Annotated in this window: 14 protein-coding genes; 1 reads left to right on the plus strand and 13 read right to left on the minus strand. The window is 42.6% G+C overall.

Annotation, left to right across the window (positions count from 1 at the left end):
• Positions 1-532, minus strand: a 532-nt coding sequence (locus tag H6S82_RS04730; RefSeq protein ID WP_191056043.1) for a PAS domain-containing protein, incomplete at its 3' end; no start/stop codon positions are given.
• 594 nt (positions 533-1,126) lie between these two features.
• Between H6S82_RS04730 and H6S82_RS04735 the strand changes: the two genes are divergently transcribed.
• Positions 1,127-1,831 carry a response regulator transcription factor gene (locus H6S82_RS04735; protein ID WP_190473768.1) on the plus strand — a complete coding sequence of 235 codons (705 nt, stop codon included), beginning with the start codon at positions 1,127-1,129 and terminating at the stop codon, positions 1,829-1,831.
• Here the strand turns inward: H6S82_RS04735 and H6S82_RS04740 are convergent.
• The 12 genes from H6S82_RS04740 to H6S82_RS04795 form a co-directional block, all read right to left on the minus strand.
• Complete coding sequence (locus H6S82_RS04740) at positions 1,828-2,880, minus strand: LD-carboxypeptidase (RefSeq protein ID WP_190473770.1); 1,053 nt, start codon at positions 2,878-2,880, stop codon at positions 1,828-1,830. The genes H6S82_RS04735 and H6S82_RS04740 overlap by 4 nt on opposite strands.
• An 89-nt stretch (positions 2,881-2,969) precedes the next feature.
• Positions 2,970-3,602 (minus strand): dihydroxyacetone kinase subunit DhaL, encoded by a 633-nt coding sequence (gene dhaL, locus H6S82_RS04745; RefSeq protein WP_190473772.1) that lies wholly within the window; start codon positions 3,600-3,602, stop codon positions 2,970-2,972.
• A gap of 4 nt (positions 3,603-3,606) precedes the next feature.
• Positions 3,607-4,215, minus strand: coding sequence for an alpha/beta hydrolase (locus H6S82_RS04750; protein WP_190473774.1), 609 nt, complete (start codon positions 4,213-4,215; stop codon positions 3,607-3,609).
• Positions 4,216-4,219: 4 nt separating this feature from the next.
• On the minus strand, positions 4,220-5,293 hold the full coding sequence (gene dhaK, locus H6S82_RS04755) for a dihydroxyacetone kinase subunit DhaK (protein ID WP_190473776.1): 1,074 nt from the start codon (positions 5,291-5,293) through the stop codon (positions 4,220-4,222).
• 219 nt (positions 5,294-5,512) lie between these two features.
• Positions 5,513-6,376 carry a DNA methylase gene (locus tag H6S82_RS04760; RefSeq protein ID WP_190473778.1) on the minus strand — a complete coding sequence of 288 codons (864 nt, stop codon included), beginning with the start codon at positions 6,374-6,376 and terminating at the stop codon, positions 5,513-5,515.
• 29 nt (positions 6,377-6,405) lie between these two features.
• Positions 6,406-7,611, minus strand: a complete 1,206-nt coding sequence (locus H6S82_RS04765) for a DNA methyltransferase (protein WP_190473803.1) — start codon at positions 7,609-7,611, stop codon at positions 6,406-6,408.
• Positions 7,612-7,832: 221 nt separating this feature from the next.
• The gene (locus tag H6S82_RS04770) at positions 7,833-8,711 is read right to left on the minus strand and encodes a DNA adenine methylase (protein WP_190473780.1); all 879 of its coding nucleotides are present in this window, start codon (positions 8,709-8,711) and stop codon (positions 7,833-7,835) included.
• Positions 8,712-8,721: 10 nt separating this feature from the next.
• Entirely contained in the window at positions 8,722-9,591 is an 870-nt protein-coding gene (locus H6S82_RS04775; RefSeq protein ID WP_190473782.1) for a NotI family restriction endonuclease, read from the minus strand.
• A 71-nt stretch (positions 9,592-9,662) separates the two neighbouring features.
• Positions 9,663-10,058 (minus strand): hypothetical protein, encoded by a 396-nt coding sequence (locus tag H6S82_RS04780; RefSeq protein WP_190473785.1) that lies wholly within the window; start codon positions 10,056-10,058, stop codon positions 9,663-9,665.
• A gap of 38 nt (positions 10,059-10,096) precedes the next feature.
• Positions 10,097-11,080: a D-glycerate dehydrogenase gene (locus H6S82_RS04785; protein WP_190473789.1), complete on the minus strand. Its 984-nt coding sequence runs from the start codon at positions 11,078-11,080 to the stop codon at positions 10,097-10,099.
• Positions 11,081-11,082: 2 nt separating this feature from the next.
• The gene (locus tag H6S82_RS04790) at positions 11,083-11,790 is read right to left on the minus strand and encodes an aminoglycoside 6-adenylyltransferase (RefSeq protein ID WP_190473791.1); all 708 of its coding nucleotides are present in this window, start codon (positions 11,788-11,790) and stop codon (positions 11,083-11,085) included.
• Between the two features lie 59 nt (positions 11,791-11,849).
• On the minus strand, positions 11,850-12,742 hold an 893-nt coding region (locus H6S82_RS04795; RefSeq protein ID WP_347339461.1), incomplete at its 5' end, for a site-2 protease family protein.

Here is a 12,742-nt window from a genome sequence, read left to right on the forward strand (position 1 = left end):
GCAGCGCCAACTCTGCTTGCTTGCGATCGCTGATGTCCCGCAGCAACCAACCCAAGGCGACTGGTTTGCCTTCGCGATCGCGCATTAGAGTTACCCTGGCACTAGCGTTAATTGGTTCGCGATCGCACGGCACAAGCAGCACGTCCCATTCCTGTACGGGATTGCTGAGGCGCATCCGCCTCGTCAGTTTGGCGTGAAACAACCGACGCTGTTGTTCGGCGACAAAAATTACCAAGGGTTTACCCGCCAAAAATTCCTGGGACACGTTGAGTAGAGTTGCAGCAGCGCGGTTGGCTTCCTGAATTACTCCTTGTGCGTCCGTCACCAGGTAGCCATCCGGTGCCAAATCGAACAGATCCTTGTAGTGCTGGCGTTCGGCTTGTGCTGCTTGACAAGCCGCTAGTTCCTCTTTTAAAATGCAGAGTTTTTCTTGGCCAACCTTTACTTCCAAGGTGTTCTCACATTGCTCGCAGGCTGTTTCGTAAGGCTCGATGTTTTTAGGAATCACGGACATCTTTACTTCGTTCTCCATTTTACCAAATAGAGTGCTACTTCTATCTTGTAACTTTTGCAACGCCCTTCAAATCCCCCAATCTAAAAGCTAGTTTATATTTTTTTTAAGTGAAGTATAAATTTCATCTTTATGTGGTATATAAGCAGAGCGATCGCACAACTAGGGCCGTGTTGTTCAAGCCCTAGAAAACTTTAGAGCGTTTCATTTTTCTTAATTTTAAGGAGGAAGCTGCTAAAAGCTTTGAATTAAGAAGCTTTCCTGCTTTTCCCCCCTCACCCCATCTCTTCTAGATCCCTCGTTGTCCCGTGGAAATGCCTAATTAGTTTCCATATATCTTCTTAATGTTTGTCAAATCCTGTAATAATTTAATGAAAGGGCAGAATTCTCCTGCTTACCCTGAGAAAGATCGGGGCTAACCACACGGGGATCGGCCTAAAATGACAAACTTTTTATTGGCATCACCCTCAAGAAAGAGGGATGAAGTCGGCTGTTTTTTGTCCAAACATTGTTTAAGTTGAAACCAATTTGTTTTAAATCATTCTCCCTAAAACAGGTATACAGTTTTGTAGTTTTTGCATCCGTTCACCTTTAAATTTGAAAGATATCTCCACTATGAGGATTCTCCTAGTCGAAGATGATTTGTTGGTTGCTGAAGCTCTATCAGAAGCCCTGACGGATCAGCGTTATGTAGTTGATGTCGTCCACGATGGGGAATCTGCTTGGCAACAAATCAAAACCCTTTGCTACGACTTGATTCTGTTAGATGTGATGCTTCCGGAACTGGATGGGCTGACGCTTTGCAAACGATTGCGATCGCACGGTTACAGCCTACCTGTAATCATAATTACAGCCCTCGACACCAGCACGGATAAAGTCAACGGATTGGATGCCGGAGCAGATGATTATATCGTCAAACCGATCGATCTACAAGAACTATTTGCGCGAATTCGTGCTTTACTGCGACGGGGAATTTTTTCTTTACCGCCAGTTTTGGGGTGGGGAAACTTGCGCCTCGATCCAAGTACTTATGAAGTCGCTTATCAAGATCGATGTCTGCATTTAACCCCGAAAGAATACTGTTTGCTGGAACTTTTTCTCCGTAACGGTCGCCGGGTATTGCCCCGCAGTGTGATCATCGAAAGGATTTGGTCGCTAGAATCTCCCCCAGAAGAAAGTACTGTAAAAGCTCACATCAAAAGTTTACGCAACAAACTCAGATCGGTAGGAGCCCCTAATGACTTGATCGAAACAGTTCACGGTGTAGGTTATCGCCTCAAACAACAAGAATCTGAGCTTGTGGGCAGCTATCGTAATTAGTGCGATCGACTAATTGTAGCGCTCTCTAACATCTCAATAGTGCCGGAGAGCGCATCGATTTGTACTTGCACGCCAATTGGCAAAGTAAACTTATCTTTAATATGACCGATCGCCGAACCGTACCAAGCAGGAATTCCCAATGGTTGTATGTGTTCTCTTAAAACTTGCATCAGTGTGAGCGATTTTTCCCGATCCTTTGGATCGCAATCAGTACATTGTCCAAAAATAAAACCAGCAATTTGGTTGAGAATTCCTGCCAATTTCAGTTGCGTCAGCATCCGGTCAACTCGGTAAACTTCCTCTTCCACTTCTTCCACAAATAAAATAGTTTGTTTCCAGTCAGGCAGATAAGCAGACCCTACCATTGCTGCCAACACAGATAAATTGCCACCCACCAATTTACCCTTAGCTTTTCCGGGGGTAATTGTTTGCGTACAAATGGGAGTAGTGGTAGTTTCGCCGCTACTAGGGGGATTTTGCATCACCACATTTTCACCATTAAACAAAATCCGCTTGGCGTAATTTGTTGTAAACTCATTCCAAGTGGATGTTCCCACTGGCCCGTGAAAAGTTACCACACCACTTTTCACATAAATTGCTAACAGCAACGAAGTAATATCGCTGTAGCCCATCATAATTTTTGGATTGTTGCGGATGAGTTTGTAATCCAACAATGGTAAAATGCGATTGCAACCCCAACCGCCTCGTCCGGCGATGATTGCCTGCACTGATGAATCGGCAAACATAGCATTGACATCAGCAGCGCGATCGCTATCTTTACCTGCCAGATAACCGTAGCGATCGAGCAAATGATTGCCCAATTTAATTTTTAATCCCAGCGATTCTAACGTTTTCTTGGCATCTTCGATATCTTCAGCAGAAGTAACACCAGCAGGGTTAACTAACCCAACCGTATCGCCTACTTTCAGTTGGGGCGGTTTAATAATTTGTGATGGTGGAAAAGAGTCAGCTTTGGCGATTTGTGGCAATTGGGTAGCTAATGCTGCCATGCCAAAAGTGGTGATAAATTGACGGCGATCGTATGTCATTGCTAAGAAACCGGGTTTCTCAAGATGGATTCAACAAAATTCTAGCTTTTTAAGCGAAAGAAACCCGTTTTCTGGAGGGCGATTAAATGTCATGCAGGGGTGATGGTTTCTAACAGAGTTTTGAGGATAAGATAAGATGAAGTAGCACCTGGGTCTTGGTGACCGATGCTGCGATCGCCCAAATAACTCGCTCTTCCTTTCTTCGCCACCAAAGGTATCGTATTTTTCACTCCTTCCTCAGCAGCAGCTACCGCTTTTTGTAACGCTTCTTGCGTACTCGCACCATCAGCAACGGCTTGCTTAAAAGCATTTTTAGCTGGTGATAAAGCATCCAACATTGTTTTATCACCCAAGTTCGCTTTACCCCTTTGTACAACACCATCGACAGCAGCTTCCAAGAAAGCGATCGTATCTTGATTGTTTAATTCCTGCTTTCCCGCAGCTGCCGTACTCGCCCTCAAAAATAGAGTACCGTAAAGTGGGCCGCTAGCACCACCGACAGAGGAAATTAGAGTCATGCTAACTGTTTTGAGAATAGTACCGATATCTTTATCGGCGACACCGGGTAATTGAGTAATTACCTTTTGGAAACCGCGATTCATATTGATACCGTGATCCGCATCGCCAATAGCGGCATCGAGTTCCGTCAGATAATTTTTATTCTGTTCTAAAACTACTGCAACAGACTGCAACCAGTCTAAAATTTGCTGTTTTGTAAGCATATTTTTAACTTTTTGATAAACAGCGATCGCAAAAATTAATTAAGTGTTGGTGAAACTCATCAGTTGCCCGCATATAGCAGGCGTGACCCGCATTTTCCAATACTATCTTATCGGCATTCGGCATCACTTTCAGCAACTCATCGGCAATTGCCACAGGGACGATCGTATCATTACTTCCCCAAATTGCCAGCGTCGGCAATTGGATTCCTTGCAATTGCTGAGTAAACATCATAATCCCCACAGGCGCAACAGGAACAAACCCGCTCAACTTTTCTGAATGATTGACAACAAAAGGTAAACTGTAATTTCCACTCATAGATGGAGATATTAAAACTGGTTTATTTAAGTTTAATACCTCAATTACTTCCAGCAAAAACTCTCCAGGCGAACCAGATATTCTCTCAGAATTTCCATATCCGGGAACATCCACAGCAACTGCCCTGTATTCTTTTTCAGCTAATAGATTCAGAGTCCCGATATCTTTCCAAGTTTGGGAACTAAAACTTGCGCCGTGGAGAAACAACACTGATTTGGTATTCTGTTCTCCCGATTCGAGATAATGAATATTTGCACCCTGAATCTTGACAAATTTAGAATTGATAGCTGCGGTCATAATATTACATCCCCCAACGGAAAGCAGGTGTTTTGACTGGCGCATCCCAAAGTTTAATCATTTCATCATTCATTTTGAGCAAAGTGATAGAACAACCTTGCATTTCCAAAGAGGTGATGTAAGGGCCGATCGAATTTCGTACAATCTTCAATCCCTTCCGATCGCAAATTTCTGCCAATTTGCGATAAACAATATACAACTCAGACAGAGGAGTACCTCCCATACCATTGACAAAAGCGAGAACCGAATCGCCACTTTGTAACGGTGGATTAATCAATTCTACCTCTACCCATTCACCTTTGTTTGCATCCCATTCCCGCACCGTGCGAGTATAAGCAGAATCTTCGATAATCGAAATAGCCAACATTTCCGTAATTTCATCCGCCGATTTCAGCGACATTCTTTGTCTTCCCGGTTCCCCGTGGATACCAATCCCCACTTCCATTTCATCATCGCCGAGTTGAAAAGTGGGCGAACCTTTCGCGGGTACAGTGCAGGAAGTCAGCGCCATTCCCATACTGCGTCCGTTGATATTAACTTGGCGGCAAAGATTGGCAACTTGCTTTAAATTATATCCCGCTTGTGCAGCAGCACCGCAAATTTTTTCAGCCAAAACAGTAGTGCCAACACCCCGCCGTCCTTGCGTGTACAAACTATCTTTCACGGCGACATCATCATCAATCAAAATATTGGCAACTTGGATATTTTCTGAATGGGCGAGTTCCGCCGCCATCTCGAAATTCATAATATCGCCACTATAGTTTTTGACGATATTGAGAACACCTGCACCGCTGTTTACCATTTTGGCAGCTTCTAACATTTGGTCGGGCGTCGGAGAGGTGAAAACTTCGCCCGGACAAGCAGCATCCAGCATTCCAAAACCGACAAAACCGCCGTGCATCGGTTCGTGTCCGCTACCGCCGCCGGAGATAATAGCCACTTTGTTGTGAATTGGTGCATCGGCGCGGTAGATAAAGTGGGGGTCGAAGTGGACTTTGATCAGGTCGGGATGGGCGATTGCCATGCCTTCCAGACTTTCGCGTACTACATCGTTGGGGTTGTTGATGAGTTTTTTCATATTGTTTTGATTTGGTAGGAAATCAATTTTTAAAGTAGGGATCGCACTTCTGTAGTAGTGGCTGCATACCCATCGTCACTTTATTTTACACCTGTTGAGATTCGGATAACCGTAAAGTTAGATTCGCCCACATTTTACTTTCATACTAACTACGACAAACATTAATCACCCAAAGCGATAATGCTACGCATCGCTGCGCGATCGCACTCTCGCAAATTTTCAAGCAAACGTCCTTAAAAATCTAATGGTTTCAGCTTTAGTCTGTAAGATCGCATGAATTAAATCTCCATTGTTATAGCGAATATCGACTTCGTACTTCAATGCCGACGCGGGCGTGGGTTGAGTATCTGCATAATTTTCAATGTATTCAATAGCTTGCTCGATATTAGTAATTTGCTGAGGCAGTCCGTGTAGGACAGTAACCGTTACCCCCTGAATGCGGCGTGAAAATGACTGATGTAAAGAATTTATAAAGCTATCTATACTAACTTTTTCTAAACTTAGTAATTTATTTTTAATTTCTGCAACTTCTGGCGGCGATAATGTATTCCATTGGCCAATCTTATTCTGAAACTCTACTTCTGGTGTCTTTTCATCAAAAGATGCGTCAATCCCAACAGATGCAAATGCCTGAACTATGCTGTCATATTGAAGATAGAGAATTTCAAACCCTTTAGATTGTAATTGATTAAGGGAACCGGGAGTAAAAACACCTGCCAGGATAGCACCTAAGAATGGGCGCAAGTGACTATAAGTATCTGCCAGAGGGATAAGCGCTCCTTCGATTTCTTGAGCTTTGTTTCTAGAATGCTTAGTGTAGCGTCGCCATGCAGTCTCAATAAATGCGGCTGGAAGTCCGCGAGTATTTTCTGTCCCACCTCGTTCGAGTACATAATCAAGGTCGTGAGAGTTGCCATAACGATCCTCCCACGATACCTTTTTACTAGGGCGTGCCTTGCGCTTTTTTTGATAATCCAAGTAAAGACTTTGCTCGTTAGCAACTTCCTCAAGTGTTTCTCGAATAAACTCTTGAATTAAGTTGCCGATAATCTGACCCAATTTATGTGAAAATGACTCTGCCATTAAGCTATTAAAAACTATTTTTGTGCTTGTTATCCTCGCACCCACAAGCAACCTTCACACAGAGGAACTTTGTGCTTGCGGTTTTTCCATTTGACGTTGCGATCCCGAATTTGCTCAAAGTCGAATGATTCAAATCCCGCAGATTTTGCCAGCTTTCCCATCCACTCAATTACCGGCACATAAATTCCGTAGGGAGCAGAATCGCCAATCACAAAGCAAACAGTTGCAGGATGCTGGCAAACTCGACGAAGTGAATGCCAAACTTTCGCCATATCTAAAAAGTAGCACGCAATCATCAGATGATAATTTTTTTTCCCCCCATGTAGATGACGCTCTTGCGATAACTGGTTACAGACTTTGATAATATCATATCGAATTGGATCTAATTCGGTGGAAGTCAGAACTTCATCCAAATTTACATTCTTACTTGTTACGTGCTGCGAACACGATCGAATTAAGTATTGACGCACAGCAGTCTGAAGATCGCCCCAACCTTTAATTTCTCCTATGAAGCACATCTCAAGGCGTGTAGCATCGGCATAATCATAGTTGTTCGCGTAGGGTGGCGAGGTGATTACCAAGTTAGCAAAGTCATCCGGAACACCAAGGCAACTACGAGCATCAGATTGAAACAGTTGAGCCTCATGTTTGGCTAGTTTTTCTGCTATTTTCATATCGGTCGCAATGGTTTCTGCCATCAGTTTAAAAGCTAACATTGGCTCCAAGCTTGTTTTTTTTATTTTGCTCGGTAAAATGTACTGCCAAGGTGCAGTGCCTACATGAGAAACATGACGGAGAATGGCTATTAACGTTAACCAAACCAATTTGGATTGCGGAGAATCATCAGACAATTTATGGGAAGCTTGTCGCAACCTATCTAAGCATTCAAGTGATTCTTTACTGAAACATTCGCGAATCAGCTTGGGATAATCATCGATACAAGGTTGCAAGTTTTCAGCACATTTTATAACCTTTATTATCTGCTCCTGATAAGCATCGGCGTCAGTTCGATATAAAAGCTTTGCTCTTGCTACGCGATAGATAAAGGGATGAGCTTCAACGCCATAACATTCAACTCCAACCTTCTCAGCAGCAAGCAACGTTGTACCCGCACCAGCGAAAGGATCGAGAAGAGTAACCTCTCCCATTTTTTTCGCTTTAGTAATAACGGTTTCAACCCATTGTGCAGAAAAACCAGCACTATACCTAAACCAGCGATGAACTGGCAATTTCATGTTGTCTGCAAAGGTTGATACTATCTTCTCAGATGGATATTTTAGTGTGGTATTGACCAAGATTAGTCCTTTTTTACAAATTTTGGCAGGCTTAATTGACAAGGTGGCGAGTTAATGCAGTGTAACGCACCTTACTACTATATTTGATTGAGTATACTCTAAGTTCCTTTTTGGATATGCGATCGCACTCACTCATCATACCCCACACCAGTTTACTCTTCTCATCTACACCAATCCAAATTGCGACCGATTAGTAATTCTGTCATCTTGGCATGATGGGTATTTTTCATCGCCACAGTCTGCGTATCAAATCCGTGTTTTTGTGCCAGTTGCCGCACCTCTTCAGTATTATCGTAAGTCATCAGGAAGTCACCTGCGATCGCACTTGCCAACCTAAACAATTCTTCATGGTCAATCTCGGAATAATTATAAAGGCGACTCCCAGCCTTTTTACCTGCTGCTGTATAGGGCGGATCGATAAAAAATACGGCGTCAGTACGATGAGCATTTGCCTTTAACACTTCCATACCATCGCCTTCAATAAAGGTAATACGCTCGCGCCTTTTCATAATTTCTATAATTCTCTTTTTCAGCGTCTCAGGATACCAGCGCGATCTTAACCCTTTGCCATTTTCACCACTTTTGATCGTGCCAGCACCCGCCGCTAAGATACCACCCCGATTAACACGATTTTTTAAAATAGTTTTAAATGCTTTTTCTTGAATTAAAATATTATTTACCGTTAGCACTGTATTTACAGATGTCTGCGATAGATTAAAATTAACAATTTGAGCGGCTAACCATTCCCCATCACCATTAATAATAGTATGCCAAACAGCCGCCACTTCCTCATCTATTTCCACCATTGTGACATGATTTGCCAAATCTTCAAAAGCAACGGTGAGACTGACGATACCACCACCAGCAAAAGGTTCAATAAACTCAGATGGTTGCTTTTGTAAACTATCTAGCCATTGTCTAATTCGGGGTACTAACCAAGTTTTTCCACCTGGATATCGGAAAGGACTGCGCTGAGGAACTGAAGAAACATTGGTAATGCGATCGAGTTGGTTATTTTCAAACAGGGATAGTTGTTGCATTTAAAAATTATCACAGAATATCTAATAATGTGGGAGCGTCTGGAGGATTATCCAATCTTTCATCTAACTTTGATTGTAAATGACCGATAAAATCTTCGATCGCACCAGTTTCAGGAATTGTAATCCTTTCCAGTGCTGGGTAAAATTGAGTATAAACTGTACGAGATCGAGATAGGTGATACGAGTTTGTGTCAGGATTATGCTTGAGGTCGTAAATCAGCCAAGCGATATCGGCTTCCGTCTTGTCAACTTCTGGCAAAGTTGGCAGCCTATTGAAAAAGCCTTTATGCAATGCTACAGCCTGCTTTTTATTCCAGGTTTTCAATATTCCACCTTTATAAATTAACTGCGGTGCCAGCCGTTTGCGCGAAGAAGATAGATAATCAGGACGAGGATAGTTTTTTTGTCCTGTCCAATCCATATTCGAGCGATTATTAGGGTCTTCCATATAATACTCAAATGGCTGACGCACGTTCCCAGAAATGTAGACTGCTTGAATTTCTAATGCCCCAAAATCAATTATGCGACCTCGGTCATTATATGCAACCAAAACCACATCAATATTGCCAGCCGACAGTCCATTTTTATCATTAAGCCGAATTTCGGTTAGGGAAGTCCAAGTTGTGTTTTCTGGGAAAAAGAAAGAAGCTGCATCTTCTGCAATCAGCCAATCCTGACGGAAGCGAATCGGACAGGTAATTGCTATCTCATTCCCTTCAAATACACTGCAAACTCCTAACGGATCGTTGGCTTTATCCTTGGTGCAAGAAGGAACTTTATTATTATAAGGACAAAGGCGATTTCGACGATAACGTTCTGCTTCTGGTGAAAGGTTGTCTGGCGGGAATCCAAATACCTCTGCCAGAGGTTGTTTTGGCATTATAGTTTATTATCCTCTATTTGATTGACTGTACTATAACTCAGCTTTTGGATATGCGATCGCACTCCCCTTTATTCCATCTCGCTTTCCAAATTCGCTTCAAAACCGTAAGCAATCAAATCATTGAAACCTAACTCGAAAACTTGGTCATCAGCCAAATGGGTTGTCATTAATTTCAGCCGTTGTAACTCTTGTTCGATATCGAAAATGCGCTTACATAGTTGGTCTATTTGCTGCTTCTGTTCGCTGGAAATGTCGTTTTGGGAATACAACAAATAGTTGCTGCTTCCACCGTGAGAGTAATAATTTTCTGAAGGGCGAAGCAGGTAGGAACGTACTTTTTGTTTGTCGTTGAGGAATTCATCTAAAACTTGGTTGCGCTTTTCCAAGCGTTGCTGAAGTTGTTCGCATCGCTTTTGGATGGCTGCTTTGATTTCTCTACCTGTTTTAGAAAATACGATGTTCATCAGTGTTACTCCTTTGTTTTATCTAAACTGCATGATGGTTAGCCGTAAACTTCAGGATTCACGCAATCAGGCAACTTTTCGCCTTTCAATCCTGCGGCTAAATTAGATGCTGCCATCATCGCCATTTTATCTCGCGTTTGGCGACTGGCGCTGCCAATGTGGGGTGTAATAATAATGTTATCTAAAGTTAGTAACGGGCTGTCTAAAGGAATTGGTTCGGGCTCTGTGACGTCTAAAGCTGCACCAGATATTCTACCATTTGTCAAGGCTCGATATAAAGCATCGGCATCGACGATCGAGCCGCGTGCAGTGTTAATTAAAATTGCATTTTGTTTCATTCTTTGAAACTGGGCATCGCTAAATAAGTGATAGGTATCTTCAGAAAGTGAAGTGTGGATGGTTATAAAGTCTGACTCTGCCAATAAAACATCAAATTCTCTGTATCCCAAACCTAATGATTCTTCCAAAGAAGGTTCTAAACGCTGTTTGTTGTAATACAAAATCCGCATTCCGAAACCAGCAGCCCTACGCGCAACCGCTTGTCCGATGCGTCCGCAACCAACGATTCCCAACGTTGCACCGCTGATATCTGCGCCTAATAATAAAATGGGTTCCCAAGTTTTCCATTCGCCGGAACGAGTAAATTTATCTGCTTCTAATATTCGCCGCGATGCTGTCATTAATAAGGCCCAAGTTAAGTCGGCTGTGGCATCAGTTAGCACGCCGGGAGTGTGTCCGACGGGGATGCGTTTGGTGGTAGCAGCAGCGATGTCGATGTTATCGTAGCCGACTGCCATTTGGCTGATTACTTTTAGTGATGAACCTGATATTTCAAGCAAATTTTTATCGATTTTATCTGTTAATAAGCAGAGTAAACCATCTTTGCCTTTCACTTTTTCTAATAAGATTTCGTAGGGTGGCGGTAAGCGATCGGGCCAAACTTCGATTTCAGCAATTTGGTGCAGCATTTCCATGCCGATATCTGGTAGAATGCGAGTGACAAACACTTTTGGTTTTGACATTTTTAGATTTTAGGTTTTTTGATTACTGTTTGCAGATAATTTGTGGAGGCGATTTCGGCTGGCGATCGCAGCACCAATTCGGGTGTTTTTAGTGCATCCCTCAACTGCCTATAAAAGTTTACCGTGTGTTGGAGCGATCGCGCAATTTCATCAGCATCGTGTTTAGAAGGAATTGTCTGACAAAAATCCGGTAACAAATGGGGAAGTTCCTTCTCCAAATTACGCACACCACGAGGTTTTAATCCAGCTTGTACTTTCGCTAATGGCGCAAGAACCATCCCACGGATATAAGAAATAACATCGATAACATCAAAAAGTTCGCTTCTGCCTAATTTACCAGCACAGTAGTGTATCCACACCCAAAAACGGTCTTCGATCCACTGTAAATCCGGTTTTGGATAGTCGCGTGGATTCTCTAAAATAGCTTGGGTGAGTAGATTTTCCCGTTCCCACAAAATGACGGGATTTTCGATGCGATCGCTTTTAAAGCTTTCCCACAAAACAAACTTTAAATCAACGTGGATGAGCGGATTTTCATAAAGACAAATTAGCAGTCGCGGTTCGCCAACGTGTTCGCCAGTAAATGCCGCCAGTAGGGAACCAAGATTACTAGCAATTTCCTGTCTCTCTTGGCGAACTTGTTCGTAGTGAATATCATCTACGACTAGCACCAAATCGATATCCGAATATTCATCCATTTCCCCAGTCATCCTCTTTTTGAAAAAATTTTGCGATATATCTGTGCAAAGTGTACCTATATTCAACGAAACTACCTTACCAAGTTCAAAAAAATTATTGACAAATAGCGCAACGGCACAAACGTGAGAACTACAAGCACCAGACCTCCGACTAAACTGAGCAAATATAAAGCTAATAAAGACAACCTTGTTGTCAAGCTAGCATAAGATTCCTGGTAACGTTGGATAATATCTTTAGCAAGTCTATATTTTTGGGCAAAATTCAGCGAAGCGTACCCAGATTTTTTGATAGTGTGGAAAATGGAAGCCAGCAAATTTTTGGCATCCTCGTTTTGGTGGAGACGCATCTGCTGTAGTTTCTGCAAAACTTTGGCGCTGCGGAAGCTGGAAGGTATAGTAATAGCAACTAAAAATCCCAGCGGTAGCAAAGGTGCTTCTCCCAGTCCAAAACCTGCAAATATAAAAATGCTCACTGTAATAATTTTGAAGAAAACATCTGTATAAGGATGGCGGGAAAACAAGAGTATATTAACGATACGCCCTCCATCCAGAGGCATGATGGGTAATAAATTTAAGTAGTTGATAACTACTAGCAAACTGATTGCCATAAACAAAACATTAGAGTCATGGATATTACCATTAGCCTGCATAGTAATGCCAATACCAGCGCCCAGAAGTAACCCTGGAAGTGGCCCCGCAAGCAAAACAATAACTTTTTCGCTGAGTGTGGCATTGTCTTTGCGTCCTGTCGCCGCCGCCCCAAAAAATGGGAGGAAGAAAATCGATGTGTTTTCATAACCGTACAGTTTCATTGCGAGCCAATGCCCTAACTCGTGGAGAAAGAGAACAGCAATCAGAATTAAGAGAGTTTCCGCATTAAAAAATGCTGTAAAAGAAAGAAGAAATAGCAACAAACTTACTATGAAAAACCATAGCTTGAGATTTTTTTTAGCACGTCTTTGTT

It is taken from the genome of Planktothrix sp. FACHB-1355 (assembly GCF_014748295.1).
Classification (GTDB): domain Bacteria; phylum Cyanobacteriota; class Cyanobacteriia; order Cyanobacteriales; family Aerosakkonemataceae; genus Aerosakkonema; species Aerosakkonema funiforme_A.